Here is a 22,955-nt window from a genome sequence, read left to right as displayed (position 1 = left end):
GCTTAGGCCTTAACCGACGTCATAAACCGGTCGCGGATCACGACAGGGTCCATGGTGATCACCGGCATCTTGGCGTTGCCACTGTCGCATTTCACGACCATGACCGTCATCTCGCCGCTGTCCAACGCCTCTTGCAGGACGCGCCCGGTATCGACGTCTTTGCATTCAATCACCCGCTCGCATCCGCAGGCTTCGGCCACTTTGGCCAGTGATGTTTTCTTACCGGCATAGGTGGGTTGATCGCCGGTGGATCCATAAGATCCATTGTCGATGATCATCAGGATGAAGTTATTTGCGACGTTGTTGGCGATGGTTGGCAAGGTGCCCATGTTGGTCAAAATCGACCCATCCCCATCGATCGCGATCACGGGTTTGGATTGTGCCAGCGCCACACCAAGACCAATCGACGAGGCCAAGCCCATCGTACCCAGCATGTAGAAATTTGTGGGCTGATCATCGATGGCGTGCAGCTCTTGGCTGGGGATGCCGATGTTACAGATCACCAGTTGGTCGCGCAGGATCGGGGCGATGTCTTTCAGGATTTCAGAACGGATCATTGGTCGCCGTAGCCTCCCCAGAAGGACGCATCCGTCAGGATCGCCACAGGTTTATTGCACATGAAAGAGTATTTCAGGATCTCGGGCAGTTCTTCTGCGTCGGATTCCTTGTGAAAATGATACGTCGGGATCAGCAATTGGTTCAGCAGCGCTTTGGTGTGCACGGCCATTTCCACCTGACAGGCGACCGGCTCGCGCAGTTCACCGCGATAGGAAATCAACATCGGCAGGGGCATCCGGTAGAACTGCGTCAGGGTGACCAATGTGTTGATGGTCACACCGATGGCGGTGTTTTGCATGATGATCGCAGGGCGCTTGCCGCCCATATAGGCGCCGGCGCACAGGCCCATGCCTTCGTCTTCTTTGTTGGACGGAATATGGAAGATCTCTTTGCGGGCCTCAATGTCTTCGATCACGCCGGCCAATTGTTTGCATGGTACAGTGGTGACAAAATCGATGCCGCTGGCAACGAAGTCATCCACAATCTTACTACTGATGGACACCTAAGTACTCCTTGTGGTGAGGCGCTGATGCAGCAGCGCTGTTAACGTATGAAAGGGAAAGGTCGGGGCGCACAGCCCAGAACGCGCCACCCTGCGTGCCCTAAAAAGCAACCGCGTCTTTGGTATGGTGGTGGCAGGATCACCGGGTCCATGTGCATATCAATGGTCTTTCTGGCGCGCATCTGCTAGTTAGTATGCCCGTTGTCACGCGTCGTGTTCGGGGGTCAAAATGACTTTTGGGGCGGGGACATGGCCTGCGCGGATGTCTTTGAAGGCCCTGTGCCCCTTTGACAAGGGGCGCGTTTCGATCCAGTCGAGTTTGCCCAAACGGCCGTCAAATATAGCGGCTGCTGTTTCTGCAAAATCCCGAGCGGTGTAGGTGTAGGTGCCGATGAACGTGATTTCTTGCAAGGTCATCCGCCGTATATCGAGGCCCCCGGTGGCCTCGCCAAGCCCGATGTGCACGATCACCCCACCGGCGCGCGCAATCGTACTGGCCGATGCCCGCGTGGTGGCAAAACCAACGCCATCAATCACAATATCCGCTGACCCTTCGGCAGGCATCGCGGGCTCGTCTGGGCCGCAAACCTCAAACCCTGCGATATCAGCCAGATGCGCACGCCGCGTCTCGTTTGGTTCGATCAAGGTGATATCACCCACCCCTTGTGCGGCCAGCGACAATGCCGCGCCAACGCCAATCGCGCCGCCGCCGATCACCACAGTCCGTGCCGAAGACAGATCGCAGGTCAGAACACCGCGCCCAAGCCGCACCCCGTGCCAGCCGCAGGCGATGGGTTCAGCCAGCGCTGCATGTGTCAGGGGCGTGTGGTCTGGCACAGTGATCAGGTTGCGCGGCGGCATGGTGACATAGTCGGCAAAGGCGCCCTGACGCGGTGGCATCGAGATAATCTGGCGTCTGGCGCATAGGTTTTCGCGACCGGTGTCGCACAACCCGCAGGCTTGGCACGCCACCAGCGGGTTGATCGTCACGCGGCGGCCATCGTCCGGGCCGCCCACCACCACACCTGCGGCTTCGTGGCCCAAGGTCAGCGGCGCGGGGCGGCGGGCGTCATGCCCCAGGTACGCGTGCATATCCGACCCGCAGATGCCAGATGCCATGACCCGAACCAACACCTCATCGTCTTGCGGTTGGGGCATGGGGCGGTCCATATATGACAGCTCTTTGACACCGGTATAAACAAGCGCTTTCATTTTGCGGTGAACCCCCCGTCGACGAACAATGTTTGGCCGGTCACATAAGCAGAGGCGTCAGAACAAAAGAACATAAGCGGGCCGTCTAGGTCTGCTGGTTCGCCGTTGCGCCCGATGCATGTTTGATCGGCGTTGCGTTGCGCCAGAACTGGGTCGGCAAAGACGGGGCCGGTCAATTCGGTGCGGAAAAATCCGGGGGCCAACGCGTTTGCGGTGATCCCGTTGCCAGACCATGCTTCGGCCATGGCGCGGGTCATTTGTTCGACCGCACCCTTTGACGCGCCATAGCTGATGCCGTTTGCAAAGGCGCGTTGCGATTGCAGCGACGCAAAATTGATGATCCGCCCCCATCCGCGCGTTTTCATGCCGGGCACCAGTTTTTGGGCCAAAAAGAAGGGCGCCGCGAGGTTTAGATCGAGCGTTAGATCCCAACCATTGTCGGTGACGTCATCGGCGTGTTGGCGGGTGTTGATACCTGCTGCATTCACCAGAATGTCGATTGTCCCAAAGGGTGCTGACACAGCCGAAGCAACGTCACCCAAAGCAGATCGGTCCGACAAATCCGCGGTCACTGCGGCGGTATCCCCGTTGGTTTGGGATTGCCATTCAGCCAACTGATCGCCGCGCCGTGCCACCCCGACGACCCGGCACCCGGCTTCGGCCAACCGCCGCGCCGCCTGACGGCCAAGGCCGCTGCTGGCCCCGGTCACGCAGGCTGTTTTGCCAGACACATCAAAGAGCGCGGTCATCTGGGTTCAATCCCGCGCTGACAGGTCGAAATTTTCATCCGGGAAGTATTTGTGCAACCGCGCATCCGCCGACCGCGCGTGCCCTTCCATGCCTTCCAACCGCGAAATGCGCGCCGTGGCCTCGGCGATGGGGCGCGCGCCGTCCCGTGTAGATCGCTGCCAAGTGACGATTTTCATGTATTTGTGCACCGACAGGCCGCCGGTATATTTCGCTGATTGCGACGTGGGCAAAACATGGTTGGTGCCAGAGGCCTTGTCGCCAAAGGCCACGGTGGTTTCTTCGCCCAAAAACAACGATCCGTAGCATTGCAACCGGTCTAACCACCAGGGCAGGTTTTCCGCCTGCACGGTCAGGTGTTCGGGGGCGTAATCATCAGAACAGGCTGCCATTTCTTCGGGGGTGTCGCAGATGATGACTTCTGCATAGTCGCGCCAGGCGGCTTCTGCATTGGTGCGGTTCAGTTCTGGTAGGTCGGCGATCAGGTTTGGAACAATTTCCATCACCTTTTCGGCCAGCGCGCGGTTGTCTGTCACCAACCAAACTGGCGAGTTATACCCATGTTCGGCTTGTCCAACCAGATCTGTTGCCACAATGAAGGGGTCGGCGCTGTGATCCGCCAAAATCAGGCTGTCGGTAGGCCCTGCGATCATGTCGATGCCGACGCGGCCAAAAAGAATGCGTTTGGCTTCGGCTACAAACTGGTTGCCGGGCCCGACCAAAATATCCGCCTTGGGAAGGCCAAACAGGCCAAAGGTCATCGCGGCAACGCCTTGCACGCCGCCCATGGACAGGATCTTGTCGGCGCCGCACAGATTGGCCGCATAGATGATCGCGGGCGCGATGCCTTCGCCAGCGCGGGGGGGCGAACAGGCTGTGATGTTTTGGCAACCGGCCACTTTGGCGGTTGTTACCGTCATGATGGCGCTGGCGATGTGGCTGTACCGCCCACCAGGAACATAGCAACCTGCCGCTCGGCAGGGGATGGCCTTTTGACCCGCGATCAGCCCCGGCACGACTTCTAGTTCCACGTCGGTCATCGTGGATTTCTGGACCTCCGCAAAGCGGCGCACGTTGTCATGCGCAAACGCGATGTCATCTTTCAGCTTTTGCGACACAAGGACAGATGCCGCTGCGATCTCTTCCTCGCCCAGCACGGTGCGGCCCTGATAATTGTCGAATTTCTGCGCGTATTTCAGGGCCGTCGCGTCGCCGCCAGCCTCGATATCATCCAGAATGTCCTGAACGGTCGCGCGCACATCGCCCGCATCCGTCATCGCAGTTTTCTGAGCTTTCTTAAGATATGCGCGCGCCATGAAAGGGTCCTATCTGATCATCGGGGTCGTGGGTGTAACCGGCGCCATCCACGAGGGCCGGTCAAATGGCCGACGCCTTTTATGCGGGGGTGTCGCCGTGAAACGAAGTTAAGTGTCTCGCGTTAACTATTTTTGTAAGCGCTTACATAGATTCGCGCAAGATATAAGTTTATTGTTTTAATTCAATATGTTGTGTATTTTTCCGAAAACGGAAGCCATCCGGCACAAAGCACGCTATAAATTGATTATGACCAAAATTACCGCGCCCACTTTAGAAGACGTCGCCCGCATGGCGGGCGTGTCCACCGCCAGTATATCGCGGGCTCTTAATGACCCCGATAAGGTTGCCAAACCAACGCGTGTCAAGATCGAACGTGCGATCGAAACCTTGGGGTATACGCCAAATTTTGGCGGGCGCGCGCTGGCCTCAAACCGGACCAATACAGTTGGCGCGATCATTCCCAGCATGGCAAATGCGATGTTTGCAACGGGGGTCCAAGCCTTCCAGGAGGCGTTGTCCGAGGCAGGTGTGAACTTGCTTTTGGCCACGACTGCAGACGATCCGGATCAGGAATTCCGGCAGATCAAGGCTTTGATTGCCCATGGCGCTGATGGGCTGATGTTGATTGGTCAGGCCCGTCCCCAAGCGACCCGAGATTTCTTGGCCAAGCGACGGGTGCCGCATGTTATTTCATGGTATTTTCGCCCCGATATTGACCAGCTTTGCATCGGTTTTGACAACCACAAGGCGGCTTTTGACGCGACCCGTCGTGTTTTGGGGCTGGGACACCGGCGGATCGCAATGATCTCTGGCCCGCACGCGGGGAATGACCGTGCATCGGATCGGTATCAGGGGGTGATCGACGCTATTGCGGCGCATGATCAGGGCGCCGTTTTGGTGCACTCAGAAGAGGCGAAATATCGGTTGGAATACGGTGCCGAAGCGTTTGAACGCATCATGACATCAGATGCGCGGCCCACCGTCGTGATTTGTGGGAACGACGTTTTGGCGACGGGGGCTTTGATGCGGGCACGAGACATGGGCGTTGATGTGCCGGGGCAGCTGTCGTTGGTCGGGTTCGACGATATTGGGTTGGCCTCTGTTGTCACGCCGCCTCTTGCAACGGTTCGAGTTCCACAGACCGAAATGGGCCGAGCTGCGGCGCGTGCTTTGTTGGCCAAGCTGAACGGTGGCGCGGATGCGGTGTCGGTTGAGCTGCCGACAGAGTTTATCGCTCGGGGGTCTTTGGCAGCACCTTAGGTGGTGCGGCGTGGCCGGGCGACGTGGAAAAACGTTTTAGAATGGGTGTTTCTGTCAAGCTTGGCCATGTTTTCTGGGGATACCTTCGCCCATTGGATTGGAATTCTAACAGCGGTTGCGCCCAGTGTTCAGGGTGACGCGGCGCTTGATGATACCAAACGGCACGCACAGACAGTCAAACCAAGGTAAACGTTGCTACGCCTCGACGAGGCCTAGTCCAGACACCTGACGCAGGGCGTCAATCACCGCGTCTAACCCATCTCCATGTCGAAGCGCCGTAAAGAAAAATGGCCGTCCGGCGCGCATGCGGTCAGCGTCTTGGCGCATCACATCCAGACTGGCCCCGACATGTGGCGCAAGGTCTGTTTTGTTGATGATCAAAATATCCGAGCGGGTGATCGCGGGGCCGCCCTTGCGGGGGATCTCTTCGCCCGCGGCCACATCGATCACATATAGCGTGACATCCGCCAGTTCCGGCGAAAACGTCGCGCTGAGATTGTCACCGCCGCTTTCAATCAAGATCGCCTCAACCTCGGGGTGGCGGGTTTGCATTTCGGCCACGGCGGCCAGATTGATCGACGCATCTTCGCGGATCGCCGTGTGCGGGCAGCCGCCGGTTTCGACCCCGATAATGCGGTCGTGTGGCAGCACCTGCATCCGCATCAAGGCGTCCGCGTCTTCTTGGGTGTAGATGTCATTGGTGATCACGCCGATGGAATGATCCGGGCCCAATGCGCGGGCCAGACAGGCCGTCAAGGTGGTCTTTCCGGCGCCAACGGGGCCCCCGATGCCAATACGAAGTGGACCGTTCAAGTTCATGTACGAAAGACCTTTGAATAGAGTATTTCATGCTGCATCGCCGCAATGTCGGCCGCAAAACACGGCGCGGCAAGATCATCAAGCGCGGTGGCCAAAGCACGTTCGGTTGTGGCGGTGATCAGGGGCGCCAGCGTGGCCAAAAGACGCTGCCCGTCTGTCTGGCCCAAAGGCACCAGCCGCACCGATGCAGAAATCAAATTGGCGGCAAAGGCGTGCAAATACATGCGGGCGGTTACATCCAGCGCGATGTCTTGCGACCGCGCGGCGCGAGCCACCGCAACCGGATATGTCAGGGGCCCCAGATCTGTGCCCCAAACGGCATCGACCGTGCGGGCAAAGGCGGCCCCTTGCTGGTCGGTTTCAAGCAGCCGGTCGGCGCTGGCGGCAAAGGCGCGCGCGGTGGCGTCGATCTGCGCCACTTCAGGTGGACGGGCGCGGTAGGCCGCCGCCAAAATCACCAGATCGGCGTGCCCCCCGCCAAAGGCGACCAGATCTTCGAGCCAATCGCCCAGATCTCCGATTGTTTTCAATTGCATCGTCGCAATCGCAGTTTCCAACCCATGCGAATAGGCAAACGCCCCCACAGGAAACCCAGGCGACAGCCATTGCGTCAACGTCAGGATCGCATCAGTCGTCATCGCTGTGCCCATGACTATGCCCGTGGTCATGCATATGATCTGGCCCGTGTTGCGCAGAATGGTCGTGCCCATGGGTGCGCCCGTGCCCGTAAGCACCGCCTTCGGGGGTGAAAGGTTCCACAACATCAAGCACATGCGCACCCAGTTGCGCCAACATACTGGCCATTACGTGGTCTTGTTGGATCAACAGACGGTCTGTTTCGATCTGGCAGGGGGTGTGCCGGTTGCCGATGTGCCACGCGATGCGGTGCAGGTCCTGTCCGGTGATTTCCAGCAGGGGCTCAGGGGCCGCGACAATGCCGATGAGGGTGCCGTTTGTGGCCTCGAAGGCATCGCCCGCATTCAGGGACGTCGTTTTGGGCAGGTCGACCAGCACATGATCGCCTTTGTCGGTCATCAGCACTTTGCGCCGCAAAAACCGCGCGTCGTAGTCGAGCGTGACGTGATCATCGGCGTCATGAGTGTGGGTGATTTTTTGGGCGGTCAGCATGTTCACTCGCGGTTAAGACGGACAAAAGGCGCTGTATCGAGGGCCAGAAATATAGGGCGCAACTTGTTCCTTTTGCGCGTGGCAAAGACACCGTTGGTTCCTACTCGGACCTCAAAACATGAAATACCGCTGCGCCATGGGCAGCACTTCGGCGGGTTGGCAGGTGAGTAGTTCACCATCGGCACGCACCTCGTAGGTCTCGGGGTTGACCTCGATATGGGGTAGGGCGTCATTTAGGATCAGGTCTTTTTTGCCAATGCCACGGGTGTTTTTCACGGCGACCACCTGTTTGCGCAGGCCCAACGTGTCGCGCAGACCAGCGGCCTCGGCGGCGGCGCTGACAAAGGTGATGGCAGAGTGTTCGACCGACCGCCCAAAGCTACCGAACATGGGCCGGCTATAAACGGGCTGGGGTGTGGGGATCGACGCATTGGGGTCGCCCATTTGCGCGCAGACAATCGTGCCCGCCATCAGGACCATCTCGGGCTTCACGCCGAAAAACGCAGGGTTCCACAACACCAGATCGGCGCGCTTGCCTTCCTCGATGCTGCCGATTTCATGGGACACCCCATGTGCAATCGCCGGGTTAATCGTGTATTTCGCGATGTACCGACGCACACGCAGGTTGTCGTTTTCGCCGGTTTCATCCGCCAGTCGCCCACGCTGTTTCTTCATCTTGTCGGCGGTTTGCCATGTGCGGATCAACACCTCGCCCACGCGGCCCATCGCTTGGCTGTCAGAGGCGATGATCGAAAACGCACCCATATCATGCAGGATATCTTCGGCGGCGATGGTTTCGCGGCGGATCCGGCTTTCGGCAAAGGCGACATCTTCGGGGATCGATTTGTCCAGATGGTGGCACACCATCAACATATCCAGATGTTCTTCTAAGGTATTAACGGTAAAGGGCCGCGTCGGGTTGGTGGACGATGGTAAAACATTCGCGTCGCCGCAGATCTTGATGATATCCGGGGCATGGCCGCCGCCCGCGCCTTCGGTGTGAAACGCGTGGATCGTGCGGCCTTTTAGGGCGGCAACCGTGTTTTCCACGAACCCGGATTCATTGAGCGTATCGGTGTGGATCATCACCTGCACGTCCATGTCATCGGCCACCGACAGGCAGCAATCGATGGCGGCAGGCGTGGTGCCCCAGTCTTCGTGCAACTTCATGGCGCAGGCACCGCCCTCGACCATCTCGACCAATGCGGCGGGTTGGCTGGCGTTGCCTTTGCCTGATACGCCGATGTTCATGGCAAACCCGTCAACGGCCTGTAGCATCCGTCCGATGTGCCAAGGCCCGGGCGTGCAGGTGGTGGCCAGCGTGCCATGTGCGGGGCCGGTGCCGCCGCCCAACATGGTGGTCACGCCGGAATGCAGCGCATCGTCGATCTGCTGTGGGCAGATAAAGTGGATGTGGCTGTCAAAACCACCTGCCGTCAAAATCCGGCCTTCCCCCGCGATCGCCTCGGTGCCAGGGCCAACGATGATATCCACACCGGGTTGTGTGTCGGGGTTGCCCGCCTTGCCGATCTTGTGGATACGCCCGTTTTTCAGGCCCACGTCTGCCTTGTAGATCCCGCTATGGTCCACGATCAGCGCGTTGGTGATGACCGTATCGACAGCCCCACCTGCGCGTGTGACTTGGCTTTGCCCCATGCCATCGCGGATCACCTTGCCGCCGCCAAATTTGACCTCTTCGCCGTAGGTGGTGAAGTCGCGTTCTACCTCAATGATCAGGTCGGTATCGGCCAGACGAACCTTGTCGCCGGTGGTGGGGCCGAACATGGCGGCGTAATTCGCGCGCGAAATGGGTGCTGGCATGATGTACCTTTCTGGTTTCGGGTCGCGGTCAGGCGATATCAAAATAACATGTCTGTGGAGGGGGGCGTTTATAGATCGCCCATCACCTGTTGGTTGAACCCAAAGACCCGGCGCGCGCCGGACAGCGGGATCAACTGCACTTCGCGGCGCTGGCCGGGTTCAAACCGTACGGCGGTGCCTGCGGCGATGTCCAACCGGCAACCGCGTGCGATATCGCGGTCAAAGTCCAACGCGGGGTTGCTTTCGGCAAAGTGATAGTGGCTGCCGACCTGTACCGGGCGGTCGCCGGTGTTGGCGACCATCACAGTGACGGCCACGGCGTCGGCGTTCAGGATGATCTCGCCGTCTTGGGGTATGATTTCGCCTGGGATCATAGCATTATCCTCTTGAAAATAGGTCAGTCCTAGCGGATCGGGTTGTGGACTGTGACCAGTTTGGTGCCATCGGGAAACGTTGCCTCGACCTGCACGTCGTGGATCATTTCGGGCACGCCTTCCATGCATTGATCACGGGTGATCACTTGGGCGCCCGCCTGCATCATGTCCGCGACGGACCGACCATCGCGCGCACCTTCGACGACCGCATCGGTGATCAACGCGATGGCCTCGGGGTGGTTGAGCTTGACGCCGCGCGCCAATCTGGTGCGCGCGACTTGGGCGGCCATCGCCACCAGTAGTTTGTCTTTTTCGCGGGGTGTCAGCTGCATGGGTTACAGTCTCCAGCTTATCGGTAAGGTGTTTTTTGTCAGGTGGTCGAGCAACGGCACAAGCCGTTGGCGCAGGTCAAACCCGTCTGCGGCCAACAGCCGTGCGGCCAATAAATTTGGCTGCAGTAGGCTTGCACCACCGATGGGGCCAATGAGGTCACGCACGATGGGCAGGGCCCCTTCGGCTTCGGGGGCGACCCACACCACATTGGCCATCGCGCGCGCGCCTGCCCCAATCGCGGGGCGGTCCAATGCGGCGGCGATATCCCCGTCGAGGGCCACACCATCGCGGTACACCAGCGCACCGTCCATGCGGATATCGACCCTGTCGCGAAAGCTGGCGCTGTGCAGATCTTCACCCATGGCGCGGCGGCCAAACAGCACCGGTTCGACCATCAAAAACCGACCCGTGGGGGCGATGTCGACGTTCAGCGTGCGTGATAGCGCGGACCCTTCGAATAGGATGGTTTCTTGCGGCAGCCAGTGCAATTGCGCGTCGTCTTCGACGGTCAGCTGTGTGTGCAGTTGGCCGGTTTGGCCGTCCTGTGCGCGATAGGCGCGTTCGGCGGCTTGGGTGGCCAGCGTCAGATGCGATCCCGCGCCGGCGGTGGCTGTGATGTCAAACCGATCCCCCCCGGTGATGCCACCGGCGGTGTTGACCAAAATGCTCTCGACGGTGTGGTGGTTGCGCGGAAAGACGACCTTGAGCGCCCCGGCCTGATACAACCCATCCAGACAGGGCTGCCCGGCGCGCGCTTTGCTGGACACCATCGCAGACCCGATCGCACGTGGCTGATCCAGCAATGTTGCAGGTCGCATCAGCACGTCTTTTTGGTCCTTACCAGCCTCATTTCGGACGCTAATGTCACATGTGGCCTCGCATTTGACCAGAGCAGAGATTTCCCCAAAGCGCGCGAGGCGCAAGGCGCCTGCATTTTGGGCAGTTTTGGGCGGTGCCCCACCCGTCAGGCGGGTAAAAACAGCTCGGGCGCGGTGGGCCCGTGATCCAGACGCCAGATGTGATCGGCCATGGCTTTTGGGTAGGCGCGCGTCACCAGCGGGTCGTGCCCCGGCACGATCAGCGATTTATGCGAGGCCAGCGTTTCCAGCCGGTTAAACCCATCGAGCATATTTTGCAGATCGACGACAATGGGGAACGGTTTGCGCGCAAAGATGTTTTCGTAAAAATGCGTCGCATCAGAGGCCAGAACCAACCAACCCGCAGCGGTGCGCACCCGCACGGCCTGCAAACCACGGCTGTGCCCGCCAATGCAATGCACCGTGACGCCATCCGCGATCTGCGCATCGCCATCGTGAAACACGACCTGCCCCGAAAATAGACGTTTAACCGCCTCGCAGATGTGACCCGCTGTGTAGGGCATGTTTAGCGTGTCATGGCACATGCAGGGGCCCGTGGCATAGGCCATTTCCGCCGTCTGCATGTGTAGTTTGGCGTTGGGGAACAAATGCAGCCCGCCCGCGTGATCATAGTGTAGGTGAGTCACAATCACCGATGTGATTGCCTCGGGGCGCACGCCCAATGGCGCAAGCGACACAACCGGGTCCTGACGAATGGGGCGGTCGCGGCGGGTGGCTTCGTGCATGTCATAACCGGTGTCGACCAAAATGGTTTCGGCCCCGCGCCGCAGCACCCACATGAAATAATCCATCGGATGGGGCACGTCAGGGGTGTCATCAAATACAAAACTGTCACCGCGCGTGCGGGCATTGCGGTCGGCGTATTTGACTGCAAAGACCTCCCAGTCGGTCATTGGACCACCTGTGCGTAGGTCCGCACGGTTTTATCGGCGATCATATGGGCCGTGCTGGTGTCAAAGGTTTTGAAATGCGCGGTGTTCAGATGCACGTCAAAGGCGGCGGCATCGGTGTAAAGTTCGTATAAAAACATCTCATGCGGGTGTGCCGGGTCTGTGGCGACGTCAAATTGGTGGCACCCCGTTTCATCTGCCAGCGACCGTGCAGCGTTCTGGGCCATAAGGGGCACAAAGGTATCCCAATGGGCGGGTGTGATGTGCAGGGTAACCGTGACGGCAAACATATGGATCCTTGTAACTGCCTTGGGGCTCATTTACGCATGCATTAATGTATGCATTAATTTGTGATGCGCTGCTACTGATAATCTTGAGTGATCTTAGGGCACTGCTGCTGAAATACAAAGAGGCACGATAAGTGATGAAAAACACGTTTGATGTTGCGGTGTTCGAAGGCGACGGGATCGGCCCCGAAATCATCCGTCCGACGCTGGATATTTTGGCGGATCTGGCGGTTCAGGGGGGCTATGGCCTAAATTTTATCGGTTGTGCCGCGGGGGCTGCGCATTATGCGAACACGGGGCACTCTTTGCCAGACACGTCTATGCAGATCGCGCGCGGAGCGGATGCGATTTTGTTATCTGCCATGGGGTTACCATCGGTGCGCTATCCCGATGGGACGGAAATCTCGCCGCAAATTGATCTGCGCAAGGCGCTAAACCTCTTTGCTGGTGTGCGGCCTGTGCGGATTTTTCCGGGCCAAAAGACCCCGTTGAACCTGCCGGATGACAAACCCGTAGATTTCGTGTTGATCCGCGAAAGCACCGAAGGGTTGTTTCACACCCAAGGCTGCGGCGAGGTCACCGAAAACGAAGCGCGCGAGACGCTGTTGATCACGCGCAAAACGTCTGAACTGTTGTTCAAGTTCGCCTTTGATATGGCGCGCACCCGAAAAGACACCGGGCGCGGGCCGGGGCACGTGACCTGCGTCGACAAGGCGAACGTCTTTCGCGCCTTTGCATTCTTCCGCGAGATTTTCGATAAAGAGGCGACGCAGCACCCCGACCTGACCAGCGATCACGCCTATGTGGACGCGACAGCGCTTTGGTTTGTGCAAAAACCATGGGATTTTGACGTGTTGGTGACGGAGAATATGTTTGGCGATATCCTGTCTGATCTGGGCGCTGGGCTGATGGGGGGCTTGGGCGTTGCACCATCGGCGGACATCGGGCTGGATCATGCGGTGTTTCAACCCTGCCACGGGTCCGCGCCCGATATCGCGGGGCAGGGGGTGGCGAACCCCTTTGCGATGATCTTGTCGGGGGCGATGATGTTGGACTGGCTAGGGACACGGTACGACAATGCCGCGCTGGGCGCTGATGGCGTGCGCCTGCGGGCCGCGACCGAAGCCGCGATTGCCCAAGGCGGCGCTTTGACGCGCGACCTTGGCGGTGCGGCTACGACGGATCAGGCGGCAGATGCGGTGCGCGCTGCCTTAAGGGCTGTGTGATGTCAGACGGTGCGCTGCGCGTTGCCTGCGTTGGTGCGGGGTATTTCAGCCAGTTTCATTATGACGCATGGGCGCGCATTGCGCAGGTTACTTGCGTGGGGGCCGCAGATCGCAATATCGAACTGGCGCAGGCCACGGGGCTGCCCGCCTTTGAGGATGTGCACGCCATGTTGACGCAGGTGGTGCCTGATATCCTTGATATCATTCTGCCTCCCGAAGGCCATCGCGACACAATCCGGGCCGCTGTGGCCGCCGGTGTGAAAACCATCATCTGCCAAAAACCGTTTTGCCTAGATATCGACACGGCCACCGCTCTGGCAGACCTGGCCGAAACCGCGGGCGCAACGCTGATCATACACGAGAATTTCAGGTTTATGCCGTGGTACCGGTGCATCAAATCGCAACTGGATGCAGGCCGCATTGGCACCCCGCTTCAGGCGTGTTTCAGGGTGCGGCCCGGTGACGGGCAGGGGCCAAACGCCTATCTGGACCGCCAGCCCTATTTCCAGCAGATGCCTCGGTTTTTGATCCACGAAACCGGGGTGCATTGGGTCGATACCTTCCGGTTCCTGTTTGGCAACCCAAGCGCCGTCTATGCGGATTTGCGCCAGATTAACCCAGCGATTGCAGGCGAAGACGCGGGTTTTGTGATCTTTGACCACCCGCATGGCGTGCGCACGGTGCTGGATGGCAACCGCCATTGCGACCACCCCGCCGATAACCACCGCCGCACCATGGGCGAGGCGTTGTTTGAAGGATCCAAGGGGGTTTTGACCCTGACAGGGGACGGCGCGGTGCAGTTTCGGGCGCAGGGCGATCAGGCCCATGTGATGGTATCGCCGCCTGACACGTGGGGCGGTTTCGGCGGCGATTGTGTGTATCATCTACAAAACCACGTGGTGCAGGCGGTGTTGCACGGGCACGCGGTTGAAAACCAAGCGCATGATTATCTGACCGTCATTCGGATCAAGGATGCGATTTACAGATCTGCGGCATCTGGCCAAAAGATATCGCTGGCCGCGCGTGTTGCCGAGGGCCCATAGGGCGGGGTGCGAACCCCCGGTGGCTCGTCGCCAAAGGCGCGTGCGATTGCGTCATGTTCCGTGCGGGTTTCGGGCAGGGCATGCGACGTCACGTCCTTGGGGAAAGTCTTTTGAATCTAACGGAATATAGCACATAGTGCCTATGAATGCTGATGCGCCATATGGTGCAAGGGTCTGGGAGGACGCAGGTATGGTGCAAAAGACAGCCGTGATTGGTTTGGGCTCGATGGGATATGGCATCGCGCAGTCCGTTTTACGCGAAGGGCATGCGACGTTCGGGGTCGACTTAGACCCGGATCTATGTGCCAAATTCATCGCCGAAGGGGGCGCTGAGGGGGCATTGCCCGACGTCGCCGCAGATCTGGACACGGTTGTTGTGGTGGTCCTGAACGCCCAGCAAACCCAAACGGTGTTGTTTGGGGCGGACGGCGTGGTGCCCTTGCTGAAACCCGGCGCTGTGGTTGTGTCGTGTGCGACGGTCCCGCCCGATGTCGCGCGTGATCTGGGCGCGCGGTCGGCCGAATATGGGGTGCACTATCTTGATGCACCGATTTCAGGCGGTGCGGTTAAGGCCGCGTCAGGGCAGCTGTCGGTGATGGCAGCGGGGTCAAAAGACGCCTTTGCAGCCGCGGCAGCGGTCCTTGATGCCTGTGCCGAGACGGTGTTTCAGCTGGGCGATGTGGGGGCGGGGTCCGCGATGAAGGCGGTCAATCAGCTGTTGGCTGGCGTGCATATCGCGACCATGGCCGAAGCGCTGACCTTTGGCATGACGCAAGGTGTGAAACCCGAAACCTTTGTCGATGTGATCAGCAAATGCGCGGGCACCAGTTGGATGTTGGAAAACCGTGCGCCGCATATTGTTGCGGGGGATTATACCCCCCATAGCGCGGTTGATATTTGGCTAAAAGATCTCGGGATCGTGCTCGACATCGCCAAGGCAGACAAGTTTAGCGCGCCATTGACCGCCGCAGCGTTGCAGCAATTTGTGGCGGCTGCGGGCCAAGGTCTGGGTGCAGAAGATGATGCGGCGGTGGCCAAGGTTTATGCGCGCAATGCAGGGCTTGTCCTGCCGGGGGATGCATGACCCGGTGCCGCGTGCAGACGGTGGCTGGGGTATGACCACCGTGTTGGGCTGTATCGCCGATGATTTCACCGGGGCAACGGATCTTGCCGGGCTGTTGGCGCGCAGCGGGGTCAAGGTTTCGCTGCGGATCGGGGTGCCCGACGCCCCGCCCACCGACGCGGCGGCCTTTGAGGTGATTGCCCTGAAATGCCGCACCAGCCCTGTGGCCGACGCCGTGGCCGAATGCCGCGCGGCTTTGGCGTGGTTGCAGGCCGCAGGGGCCAAGCGATTTTTCTGGAAGTATTGCTCTACCTTCGACAGCACGCCTGACGGCAATATCGGCCCGGTGGCCGAGGCCCTGATGGCCGATTTGGGGGTGGCACAAACGATCTATTGCCCCGCGTTCCCCGAAAACGGGCGGTCGATCTTTATGGGTCACCTGTTTGTGGGGCAGCAGCCCTTGGCCGAAAGCCCGATGAAAGATCACCCGCTGACGCCGATGCGTGACAGCAGCCTGATGCGGTTGCTGGCGCCGCAAGTCACGGGGCAAACCGGTCTGGTGGACCGGCTGACCGTGGCGCAGGGCGCAGATGCGATCCGGGCGGCGCTGGGGCAGTTGGCCTTAGACGGTGTCGGGCATGTGGTGGTGGATGCGGTCGCCAACGCCGATCTGGATCTGATCGCGTCTGCCTGCCGGGATATGCCCTTGCTAACAGGGGGCAGTGCGGTCGCTGCGCCCTTGCCCGCGTTATACATGGCGGATGGGATGTTAACGGGCGATACCGCTAAATCTGCGCCGCCCACTGCGGGGGGGGGTGGGGTCGTCTTGTCGGGCAGTTGTTCTGCGATGACACGGGCGCAGGTGGCGGCCTACGCCAAGGTGGCCCCCAGTTACCGGCTGGACCCTCTGACGCTCTTTCATACCGGTAGCACCGCCGCCGAAGACTGGCTGCGCGACCAAGACCTTGCCGCGGCGCCGCTTGTCTATGCAACGGCCGAACCCGATGCGGTGCGCGCCGCCCAGTCAGAATTGGGCGCGGGTGCGGCGGGGGCATTGGTGGAACGTGCGCTTGCCAGTCTGGCGCTGGTCGCCCGAGACTGCGGCGCACGCCGTTTTGTGGTGGCGGGGGGCGAAACGTCGGGCGCAGTGACGCAGGCGTTGGGCGTGTCGCGCCTTGACGTCGGCGCCGAAATCGCGCCCGGTGTTCCTTGGACGTATTGCCACAGCGCGGGGCATATGATTGCCTTGGCGCTTAAATCGGGGAATTTTGGCGCCGAAGGGTTCTTTGCCCAAGCCCTTTCAAAACTGGATCTGACATGACCGCCGACGTGACCCTGCGCGAAGATATCTGCCTGCTGGCCAAATCGATGTTTGACCGTGGCCTCACGGGGGGCAGCACGGGGAATATTTCGGCGCGCACACCGGATGGCGGGTTGTTGGTGTCGCCCACAGGCACCAGTTTTGGCCGGCTCGACCCCGCACGCCTGAGCCGGTTTGACGGGCAGGGGCGGTTGATTGACGGCGACCCGCCCACCAAAGAAATGCCCCTGCACACCGCGTTTTACGACACCCGCAGCAACGCGGGTGCGGTGGTGCATTTGCATGCATGTCATTCGGTCGCGTGGTCGATGATGCCAGACGTGGATCCCGATAATTTTCTGCCCCCACTTACCCCTTACGCGATTATGAAACTGGGCAAGGTCAAGCTGTTGCCGTTTTTCCGGCCGGGCGACCCTGCCATGGGCGATGCGGTGCGGGGGCTGGCGGGCAAACGCAGCGCGGTGATGTTGGCCAATCACGGGCCGGTTGTCGCGGGCAAGGACGTGCACGCCGCCTGCAATGCCATCGAAGAATTAGAAGATACGGCGCGATTGGCGATGTTGATGCGGGGCTATGACGCGCGGATGCTGAGCCCCCAACAGGTCACCGATATCGTGACGCATTTTGACGTGGAATGGGACGCATGACGCAGTTTTCAGCGAATTTGGGGTTTCTCTGGACGGACCGCCCCCTGCCCGATGCCATTCGTGCGGCCAAGGCTGCGGGGTTTGACGCGGTGGAATGTCATTGGCCATACGAGGTGCCTGTGCAGGATGTCGTGGCGGCGCTGGCCGAAACGGGGTTGCCGATGTTGGGGTTGAACACCCGGCGCGGGGACGTGGCGGCGGGCGACAATGGCCTGTCGGCGTTGGTTGGGCGCACATATGAGGCCCGCGCCGCGATCGACGAGGCGGTGCACTATGCGGCCCAGATCGGGGCCGCAAACATACATGTGATGGCCGGTTTTGCCCAAGGCGCTGCGGCCCATGCGTGTTTTGTCAGCGCGCTGCGATACGCCTGTGAAGCCGCGGGCCACCATGGCATTTCAATATTGATTGAGCCGTTAAACCATTATGACGCGCCGGGATATTTCCTGACGACAACGGCGCAAGCCCAGCAGATTATCGAAGAGATCGGCGCGCCGAACCTTAAGCTGATGTTTGATTGTTACCACGTTCAACTGATGGAGGGCGATCTGAGCCGCCGCCTTGAACGTTTGCTGCCGTTGATCGGGCATATTCAATTTGCCAGTGTCCCTGACCGTGGGCCCCCGGATACCGGCGAAATCAACTATGCACATATCTTTCGGTTGGTGGATAAATTGGGGTTTCGCGGGCCTTTGGGGGCGGAATACAAGCCCACCGCACCCACAGACGAAACCCTAAGCTGGATGGCGCGCACCTGACGGGAGACACCGGGGTTTGATGCTGGCGCGTGGGAATATGGTTGCACATGGAGCCCGGTCGCGAAACAGTTCGCCTTAGGATTCGGCATCACCAGGCGCGGGTCCCGGCCCAACAGCGCGCCTGACATTTACATGGGGGTTTCATGAATAAAATCTATGACACGGCGGCATTGGCGCTAGAGGACGTTTTGCAAGACGGCATGTTGATTGCGGCGGGTGGATTTGGCCTGTGTGGCATCCCAGAGCTGCTGTTGCAGGCGATCAAAGACGCGGGCACCAACGACCTGACCTTTGCGTCAAACAACGCGGGTGTGGATGATTTCGGCATCGGCATCTTGTTGCAATCCAAACAGGTCAAGAAAATGATCTCTTCCTATGTTGGGGAAAACGCGGAATTCATGCGGCAGTACCTATCAGGAGAACTGGAGCTGGAGTTCAACCCACAAGGCACGTTGGCCGAGCGCATGCGTGCGGGGGGCTGCGGTATTCCGGGATTCTACACCAAAACGGGTGTCGGGACGGTGATTGCTGAGGGCAAAGAGCACAAAGATTTTGGCGGCGAGACCTATATCCTGGAAGAAGGGATCTTTGCAGATCTGTCCATCGTCAAAGCATGGAAGGCGGATCCGTCGGGCAACCTTGTGTTCCGCAAAACCGCGCGTAATTTCAACCCGCCGGCCGCCATGTGTGGGCGCATCTGCGTCGCTGAGGTCGAAGAAATTGTGCCCATGGGCAGTCTTGACCCCGATGGCATCCATTTGCCCGGCATCTATGTAAACCGCGTGATTCAGGGAACACACGAAAAACGTATCGAACAACGGACAGTCCGCCAGAAGGAGACGACATAATGTCTTGGGATCGCAACCAAATGGCCGCACGTGCGGCACAAGAGCTCGAAGATGGCATGTATGTGAACCTTGGCATCGGCATTCCGACGTTGGTCGCGAATTACGTGGGCGACAAAGATATTACGTTGCAATCCGAGAACGGCATGTTGGGCATGGGCCCCTTTCCTGTCGAGGGTGAGGAGGACGCGGATCTGATCAACGCGGGCAAGCAGACCATCACCGAATTGGACCGGACTGCCTATTTTGACAGTGCGACCAGCTTTGGCATGATCCGTGGTGGCAAGATTGCAGCGGCGATTTTGGGCGCTATGGAAGTGGCCGAAAACGGTGATCTTGCGAATTGGATGATCCCCGGGAAGTTGGTCAAAGGCATGGGGGGCGCGATGGATTTGGTCGCCGGTGTTGGGCGTGTGATTGTGGTGATGGACCACACCAATAAACATGGCGATAGTAAATTGCTGCCGGCCTGTACGCTGCCGTTGACGGGGCAGGGGGTGGTGGACCGGATCATCACCAACCTTGGTGTTCTGGATGTGGTCGAGGGCGGTTTGCGGATCGTTGAGACGGCAGATGGTGTGACCGAGGACGCGCTGCGCGCCGCAACGGCCGCGACGATCGTTTAACCCCCAAGTCTCAGACATTGGCGGCCCCGGTGTTTCGGGGCCGCTGCGTTGGCGCGGCCGTTGAAGGTGGCGGCATAGCGCCTCTGGTGAGCGCCAGAGGATGCCCCTGTCGGTCTATCGGCGCGGACGGATGTTGGCGCATGCCGATAGCATGGCGGGGCGTGTCCCTACCGTTTCGTACCCGCAGGAACGGGGTGAAATCGGTACAAATCGACTAATTTTTTATTTGATAACGCGCCCTTAAAGCTCAACCTGCTATGACCAAGGCTGGGTTTAAGCGCGAGGGCCTTATGAGCCGTGGGGGCAATGCCGACGGATTTTCTTTGTTTGACCCGCTGGTGGAGGCGCTGGCGGGGCCTGCATTCGTCGTGTCTGTCGATCTGAAAATACACAGATGCAATGCGCTGTGCCGGTCCTTGCAGGTGCAGGGCACGAATGATTTGCAGAGTGGTGCGGATTTACGCGCATTTTTACCTCATCCACAATCGCAGGCGGCCAGCAACCATCTGGAGGCTATGCGGCATAATCACGCGGCGTTGGATGTGGCTCTGGTGCCGCTTAAGCTGGGTGATCAGGTTCATCTTTTTTCGATAAAACCCATGGCCGATAGTGATGGCGTAGTAACCGGATTTCTGGGGCAATACGTTGACATTATTGTACGTCGCGACGACATGGCCGAGGTGTTGCCCGTTGGATCGCCCGCGCGGCGTTGGGTGTTTGCGGTCGAGGGCGGGGCGTGCAGCGTGCCGGAAGAGGGACAGGCAGGCCTTCCCGAACTACCGCATCTATGGGTGGCGGAGTATTTAAAAACCGTTCATTCACAAGATCTTGGCATGGTGCAAAACGCGATTTCCGCAATGATATCGATGGTGGAGGACCGGCTGTGTTTGCCCTACCGGGTGACAACGACAGGCGGGGATATGACGCTGCTCGGGGAGGGTCACGTTAGCCTGCGTGCCAGCGATGGCACCCCGCTGGAAATCACCATTTCAGAGACAGACGTCACGGATGAGATGGAAACACCCGTTGGCCGTACGATTTTCGCCGAAAATGAAGAGCTTTTGAGGACAACGGTGCTGCGTGCCTATCAGGGTATTTGGGACCATGATTTTGAACGAGGACGCCATTTTTTATCACGTACCTGGCGGCAATTGAGAGGGTATAGCCCAAACGATGTGGTGCCTGAGACGGGCGACACCTGGTTGGCAACAGTGCATCCACAAGATGTAGGATATCTGCGCGACTACCGGCGGCGGCTCGATCTGGGTGAGACGGATATAATTAACTACAAGTTTCGTCAGCGCCACAAAGAGGGTCATTGGGTCTGGATCCTGACGCGGGGGCGGGTGATCCGCCGCAACGCTCAGGGCAGGCCCGTGCGGATCATCGGGATAGATACAGACATCACCGATATCAAAACCGTTGAGATTGAAAGCAGGCGCATGGCGGAACGTTTGGATGTTGTCATGGGCGCCGGCGGAATGGCGCGATGGGAATATAGCCTGAACGAAAACCAGGCGTTTTGGGATGACCGATTGCTGGCGATGTTGGGCATCACAGATGGGGAAAACCATAGGGCCGGTGACGCGTGGGCCAGTTTCATTCACCCTGATGACCGCGCGGGCGTCGTGGCTCATAGTGAGGAATGTCTAGAGCAGGGTAAAGATGTGGCGCGCGATTACCGAATGGTGACCGCTGACGGGGCGGTGATTCATGTGCGCAGCCGGGGGAAATACGTCGAAGATGAAGAAACCGGGCCGCGTTACTACGGCGTGAATTTTGATATCACAGAGGATAAATTGCGCGCGCAAGAGCTGGAAATCGCGCGGGCCGGTTTGGAACATGAGAGCCGCCATGATGCGCTAACCGGTTTGGCAAATCGCAGGCGTTTGGATGAGGTCTACACGGAACATATTGAAATAATGTCCGAAAAATCAGGGCGGCTTGCCGTGCTGCATTTTGATGTCGATCTGTTCAAACAAATCAATGATACGATGGGGCATGATGCGGGCGATGCGACATTGCGCCATGTCGCGACTATTTTGCAGAAAAACACACCCGACTCGGCGCTTGTATCGCGCGTTGGTGGGGATGAGTTTGTTGCGCTGCTTTTTAATGCGCCGGAAGATGCTCTTTTGGACGAGATGGCCGCGCATATCATCCGCGAGGTGTCGCGCCCGTTTTATTATGGCCCGCAGGAGTGCAACATCGGGACGAGTATCGGTATCTCAGTTGTTGACGGTTTGCCGACCGCAGGGACCAATTTGTTTATCAACGCAGACCTTGCTTTGTACGAAGCAAAAAAGGCGGGGCGTGGGCGGCATCGGTTTTATGACACCACAATGAGCGAAGACGCGAGGCGTCGTAAAAATTCGTCAGACGCCTTACTTGCGGGTTTTGATCAAGGTGAAATCACGTGCTATTATCAACCTCAGTTTGATGCAACCACACTGGAGGTGACCGGCTTGGAAGCGCTGGTGCGTTGGGAAAGTGCGAAATACGGGCTGATGATGCCGGATGAGTTTTTGCAAACGGCCGGGGATATGGGGTTGATTGCGCAATTTGACGATCTGGTGCTGCGTCGGTCTCTTTATGATGTGGGGGTCTGGGAAAAAGCCGGGCTGGTGGTGCCGCGTGTTTCTGTAAATGTTTCGGCGAACCGTCTCAATGACCCGGAACTTGGCGCCCATCTTTCGCGGTTAAATTTACCTTCGCGTAAGATAACATTCGAGCTCTTGGAATCTGCTTTTCTTGATGCGCGCAATGACGTGATCGAGCGGAACCTAAAGATAATAGGTGAAATGGGCATCGATATTGAGATCGATGATTTTGGCAGTGGTCATGCCTCTATTGCGAGCCTTCTCGAAATCGCGCCAAAACGTCTGAAGATTGACCGGTCATTGGTTGCGCCGATCGTTGATCATCAGCGCCAAAGAGATTTGGTGAAAATCATTATTGGCATTGGCCGTATGCTTGATATTCGAGTGGTAGCGGAAGGTGTGGAAACGGCCGCACATGTTCCGATTCTGCAAGAACTGGGGTGTTGCTATTTGCAGGGGTTTGGCTTGGCTCGTCCGATGGATGCACAAGCGACGGAGATGTTTTTATCTGGTCTTGCCGAAACAGGCGGTGTGCTGAAACTTGCGTAAGCTGCGCCAATTTTGTCCTAAATAAAAGGGCGTGAATGTCGTGATCAGCACGTGCGCCACGCCATTTTGGGCGGTGCGGGCCGGAAATCTACGAATGTACGAGCAGCGAAGAGCATCCCGGGCGTCCTTTGTTTGTGATCAAGAACATACC

At 58.9% G+C, this 22,955-nt stretch carries 24 protein-coding genes; 10 read left to right on the top strand and 14 right to left on the bottom strand.

Annotated elements, in window-relative coordinates; translation table 11 throughout:
- Positions 1 to 2 precede the first annotated feature (2 nt).
- The 5 genes from comE to hisD form a co-directional block, all read right to left on the bottom strand.
- On the bottom strand, positions 3 to 557 hold the full coding sequence (gene comE, locus ABJH13_RS15590) for a sulfopyruvate decarboxylase subunit beta (protein WP_348407143.1): 555 nt from the start codon (positions 555 to 557) through the stop codon (positions 3 to 5).
- Positions 554 to 1,060, bottom strand: a complete 507-nt coding sequence (gene comD, locus ABJH13_RS15585; RefSeq protein WP_348407142.1) for a sulfopyruvate decarboxylase subunit alpha — start codon at positions 1,058 to 1,060, stop codon at positions 554 to 556. Before comD ends, comE begins: the two co-directional genes overlap by 4 nt.
- Before the next feature lie 204 nt (positions 1,061 to 1,264).
- Positions 1,265 to 2,272: an alcohol dehydrogenase catalytic domain-containing protein gene (locus ABJH13_RS15580; RefSeq protein WP_348407141.1), complete on the bottom strand. Its 1,008-nt coding sequence runs from the start codon at positions 2,270 to 2,272 to the stop codon at positions 1,265 to 1,267.
- Positions 2,269 to 3,021 (bottom strand): SDR family oxidoreductase, encoded by a 753-nt coding sequence (locus tag ABJH13_RS15575; RefSeq protein ID WP_348407140.1) that lies wholly within the window; start codon positions 3,019 to 3,021, stop codon positions 2,269 to 2,271. Before ABJH13_RS15575 ends, ABJH13_RS15580 begins: the two co-directional genes overlap by 4 nt.
- Positions 3,022 to 3,027: 6 nt before the next feature.
- Positions 3,028 to 4,335 (bottom strand): histidinol dehydrogenase, encoded by a 1,308-nt coding sequence (gene hisD / locus ABJH13_RS15570; RefSeq protein ID WP_348407139.1) that lies wholly within the window; start codon positions 4,333 to 4,335, stop codon positions 3,028 to 3,030.
- A 247-nt stretch (positions 4,336 to 4,582) separates the two neighbouring features.
- Here hisD and ABJH13_RS15565 point away from each other — a divergent pair, with 247 nt between their 5' ends.
- Positions 4,583 to 5,596 (top strand): LacI family DNA-binding transcriptional regulator, encoded by a 1,014-nt coding sequence (locus ABJH13_RS15565; protein ID WP_348407138.1) that lies wholly within the window; start codon positions 4,583 to 4,585, stop codon positions 5,594 to 5,596.
- Positions 5,597 to 5,791: 195 nt separating this feature from the next.
- On the opposite strand, the gene ureG is transcribed toward ABJH13_RS15565, so the two are convergent.
- From ureG to ABJH13_RS15520, 9 genes are all read right to left on the bottom strand, one after another.
- Positions 5,792 to 6,415 carry an urease accessory protein UreG gene (gene ureG / locus ABJH13_RS15560; protein WP_348407137.1) on the bottom strand — a complete coding sequence of 208 codons (624 nt, stop codon included), beginning with the start codon at positions 6,413 to 6,415 and terminating at the stop codon, positions 5,792 to 5,794.
- The gene (locus ABJH13_RS15555) at positions 6,412 to 7,083 is read right to left on the bottom strand and encodes an urease accessory UreF family protein (RefSeq protein WP_348407136.1); all 672 of its coding nucleotides are present in this window, start codon (positions 7,081 to 7,083) and stop codon (positions 6,412 to 6,414) included. Before ABJH13_RS15555 ends, ureG begins: the two co-directional genes overlap by 4 nt.
- The gene (ureE, locus tag ABJH13_RS15550) at positions 7,043 to 7,543 is read right to left on the bottom strand and encodes an urease accessory protein UreE (protein WP_348407135.1); all 501 of its coding nucleotides are present in this window, start codon (positions 7,541 to 7,543) and stop codon (positions 7,043 to 7,045) included. Before ureE ends, ABJH13_RS15555 begins: the two co-directional genes overlap by 41 nt.
- Positions 7,544 to 7,654: 111 nt before the next feature.
- A complete protein-coding gene (gene ureC / locus ABJH13_RS15545) occupies positions 7,655 to 9,364 on the bottom strand; it encodes an urease subunit alpha (RefSeq protein ID WP_348407134.1) in 1,710 nt (569 codons plus the stop codon).
- 68 nt (positions 9,365 to 9,432) lie between these two features.
- Positions 9,433 to 9,738: an urease subunit beta gene (locus ABJH13_RS15540; RefSeq protein ID WP_348407133.1), complete on the bottom strand. Its 306-nt coding sequence runs from the start codon at positions 9,736 to 9,738 to the stop codon at positions 9,433 to 9,435.
- Positions 9,739 to 9,767: 29 nt separating this feature from the next.
- Complete coding sequence (locus tag ABJH13_RS15535) at positions 9,768 to 10,070, bottom strand: urease subunit gamma (RefSeq protein WP_348407132.1); 303 nt, start codon at positions 10,068 to 10,070, stop codon at positions 9,768 to 9,770.
- Between the two features lie 3 nt (positions 10,071 to 10,073).
- Positions 10,074 to 10,889, bottom strand: a complete 816-nt coding sequence (locus tag ABJH13_RS15530; RefSeq protein ID WP_348407131.1) for an urease accessory protein UreD — start codon at positions 10,887 to 10,889, stop codon at positions 10,074 to 10,076.
- A 146-nt stretch (positions 10,890 to 11,035) separates the two neighbouring features.
- On the bottom strand, positions 11,036 to 11,842 hold the full coding sequence (locus ABJH13_RS15525) for an N-acyl homoserine lactonase family protein (protein WP_348407130.1): 807 nt from the start codon (positions 11,840 to 11,842) through the stop codon (positions 11,036 to 11,038).
- Positions 11,839 to 12,129 (bottom strand): putative quinol monooxygenase, encoded by a 291-nt coding sequence (locus ABJH13_RS15520; RefSeq protein ID WP_348407129.1) that lies wholly within the window; start codon positions 12,127 to 12,129, stop codon positions 11,839 to 11,841. The genes ABJH13_RS15525 and ABJH13_RS15520 overlap by 4 nt, the downstream gene beginning before the upstream one ends.
- A gap of 134 nt (positions 12,130 to 12,263) precedes the next feature.
- On the opposite strand from ABJH13_RS15520, the gene ABJH13_RS15515 reads away from it, so the two are divergent.
- The 9 genes from ABJH13_RS15515 (at position 12,264) to ABJH13_RS15475 (ending at position 22,804) form a co-directional block, all read left to right on the top strand.
- Complete coding sequence (locus tag ABJH13_RS15515) at positions 12,264 to 13,352, top strand: isocitrate/isopropylmalate family dehydrogenase (RefSeq protein ID WP_348407128.1); 1,089 nt, start codon at positions 12,264 to 12,266, stop codon at positions 13,350 to 13,352.
- A complete protein-coding gene (locus tag ABJH13_RS15510) occupies positions 13,352 to 14,395 on the top strand; it encodes a Gfo/Idh/MocA family oxidoreductase (RefSeq protein ID WP_348407127.1) in 1,044 nt (347 codons plus the stop codon). Before ABJH13_RS15515 ends, ABJH13_RS15510 begins: the two co-directional genes overlap by 1 nt.
- Positions 14,396 to 14,585: 190 nt before the next feature.
- On the top strand, positions 14,586 to 15,479 hold the full coding sequence (gene ltnD / locus ABJH13_RS15505) for an L-threonate dehydrogenase (RefSeq protein WP_348407126.1): 894 nt from the start codon (positions 14,586 to 14,588) through the stop codon (positions 15,477 to 15,479).
- A gap of 31 nt (positions 15,480 to 15,510) precedes the next feature.
- Positions 15,511 to 16,779 (top strand): 3-oxo-tetronate kinase, encoded by a 1,269-nt coding sequence (gene otnK, locus ABJH13_RS15500; RefSeq protein ID WP_348407125.1) that lies wholly within the window; start codon positions 15,511 to 15,513, stop codon positions 16,777 to 16,779.
- Complete coding sequence (locus tag ABJH13_RS15495; protein ID WP_348407124.1) at positions 16,776 to 17,426, top strand: aldolase; 651 nt, start codon at positions 16,776 to 16,778, stop codon at positions 17,424 to 17,426. The genes otnK and ABJH13_RS15495 overlap by 4 nt, the downstream gene beginning before the upstream one ends.
- Positions 17,423 to 18,184, top strand: coding sequence for a TIM barrel protein (locus ABJH13_RS15490; RefSeq protein ID WP_348407123.1), 762 nt, complete (start codon positions 17,423 to 17,425; stop codon positions 18,182 to 18,184). Before ABJH13_RS15495 ends, ABJH13_RS15490 begins: the two co-directional genes overlap by 4 nt.
- Positions 18,185 to 18,327: 143 nt before the next feature.
- The gene (locus ABJH13_RS15485) at positions 18,328 to 19,032 is read left to right on the top strand and encodes a CoA transferase subunit A (protein ID WP_348407122.1); all 705 of its coding nucleotides are present in this window, start codon (positions 18,328 to 18,330) and stop codon (positions 19,030 to 19,032) included.
- Entirely contained in the window at positions 19,032 to 19,655 is a 624-nt protein-coding gene (locus ABJH13_RS15480) for a 3-oxoacid CoA-transferase subunit B (RefSeq protein WP_348407121.1), read from the top strand. Before ABJH13_RS15485 ends, ABJH13_RS15480 begins: the two co-directional genes overlap by 1 nt.
- Before the next feature lie 257 nt (positions 19,656 to 19,912).
- A complete protein-coding gene (locus ABJH13_RS15475; RefSeq protein ID WP_348407120.1) occupies positions 19,913 to 22,804 on the top strand; it encodes an EAL domain-containing protein in 2,892 nt (963 codons plus the stop codon).
- Positions 22,805 to 22,955: the final 151 nt, after the last annotated feature.

The sequence above is a fragment of the Roseobacter sp. genome, from assembly GCF_039970775.1.
Classification (GTDB): Bacteria; Pseudomonadota; Alphaproteobacteria; order Rhodobacterales; family Rhodobacteraceae; genus Roseobacter.
This window is presented reverse-complemented; position numbering and strand designations above follow the sequence as displayed.

Bases quoted from the DNA above. Each gene is read 5' to 3' on its own strand.
- comE (WP_348407143.1), bottom strand. From the start codon at position 557: ATGATCCGTTCTGAAATCCTGAAAGACATCGCCCCGATCCTGCGCGAC.
- ABJH13_RS15580 (WP_348407141.1), bottom strand. From the start codon at position 2,272: ATGAAAGCGCTTGTTTATACCGGTGTCAAAGAGCTGTCATATATGGAC.
- ABJH13_RS15575 (WP_348407140.1), bottom strand. From the start codon at position 3,021: ATGACCGCGCTCTTTGATGTGTCTGGCAAAACAGCCTGCGTGACCGGG.
- hisD (WP_348407139.1), bottom strand. From the start codon at position 4,335: ATGGCGCGCGCATATCTTAAGAAAGCTCAGAAAACTGCGATGACGGAT.
- ABJH13_RS15565 (WP_348407138.1), top strand. From the start codon at position 4,583: ATGACCAAAATTACCGCGCCCACTTTAGAAGACGTCGCCCGCATGGCG.
- ureG (WP_348407137.1), bottom strand. From the start codon at position 6,415: ATGAACTTGAACGGTCCACTTCGTATTGGCATCGGGGGCCCCGTTGGC.
- ABJH13_RS15555 (WP_348407136.1), bottom strand. From the start codon at position 7,083: ATGACCACGGGCATAGTCATGGGCACAGCGATGACGACTGATGCGATC.
- ureE (WP_348407135.1), bottom strand. From the start codon at position 7,543: ATGCTGACCGCCCAAAAAATCACCCACACTCATGACGCCGATGATCAC.
- ureC (WP_348407134.1), bottom strand. From the start codon at position 9,364: ATGCCAGCACCCATTTCGCGCGCGAATTACGCCGCCATGTTCGGCCCC.
- ABJH13_RS15540 (WP_348407133.1), bottom strand. From the start codon at position 9,738: ATGATCCCAGGCGAAATCATACCCCAAGACGGCGAGATCATCCTGAAC.
- ABJH13_RS15535 (WP_348407132.1), bottom strand. From the start codon at position 10,070: ATGCAGCTGACACCCCGCGAAAAAGACAAACTACTGGTGGCGATGGCC.
- ABJH13_RS15530 (WP_348407131.1), bottom strand. From the start codon at position 10,889: ATGCGACCTGCAACATTGCTGGATCAGCCACGTGCGATCGGGTCTGCG.
- ABJH13_RS15525 (WP_348407130.1), bottom strand. From the start codon at position 11,842: ATGACCGACTGGGAGGTCTTTGCAGTCAAATACGCCGACCGCAATGCC.
- ABJH13_RS15520 (WP_348407129.1), bottom strand. From the start codon at position 12,129: ATGTTTGCCGTCACGGTTACCCTGCACATCACACCCGCCCATTGGGAT.
- ABJH13_RS15515 (WP_348407128.1), top strand. From the start codon at position 12,264: ATGAAAAACACGTTTGATGTTGCGGTGTTCGAAGGCGACGGGATCGGC.
- ABJH13_RS15510 (WP_348407127.1), top strand. From the start codon at position 13,352: ATGTCAGACGGTGCGCTGCGCGTTGCCTGCGTTGGTGCGGGGTATTTC.
- ltnD (WP_348407126.1), top strand. From the start codon at position 14,586: ATGGTGCAAAAGACAGCCGTGATTGGTTTGGGCTCGATGGGATATGGC.
- otnK (WP_348407125.1), top strand. From the start codon at position 15,511: ATGACCACCGTGTTGGGCTGTATCGCCGATGATTTCACCGGGGCAACG.
- ABJH13_RS15495 (WP_348407124.1), top strand. From the start codon at position 16,776: ATGACCGCCGACGTGACCCTGCGCGAAGATATCTGCCTGCTGGCCAAA.
- ABJH13_RS15490 (WP_348407123.1), top strand. From the start codon at position 17,423: ATGACGCAGTTTTCAGCGAATTTGGGGTTTCTCTGGACGGACCGCCCC.
- ABJH13_RS15485 (WP_348407122.1), top strand. From the start codon at position 18,328: ATGAATAAAATCTATGACACGGCGGCATTGGCGCTAGAGGACGTTTTG.
- ABJH13_RS15480 (WP_348407121.1), top strand. From the start codon at position 19,032: ATGTCTTGGGATCGCAACCAAATGGCCGCACGTGCGGCACAAGAGCTC.
- ABJH13_RS15475 (WP_348407120.1), top strand. From the start codon at position 19,913: ATGACCAAGGCTGGGTTTAAGCGCGAGGGCCTTATGAGCCGTGGGGGC.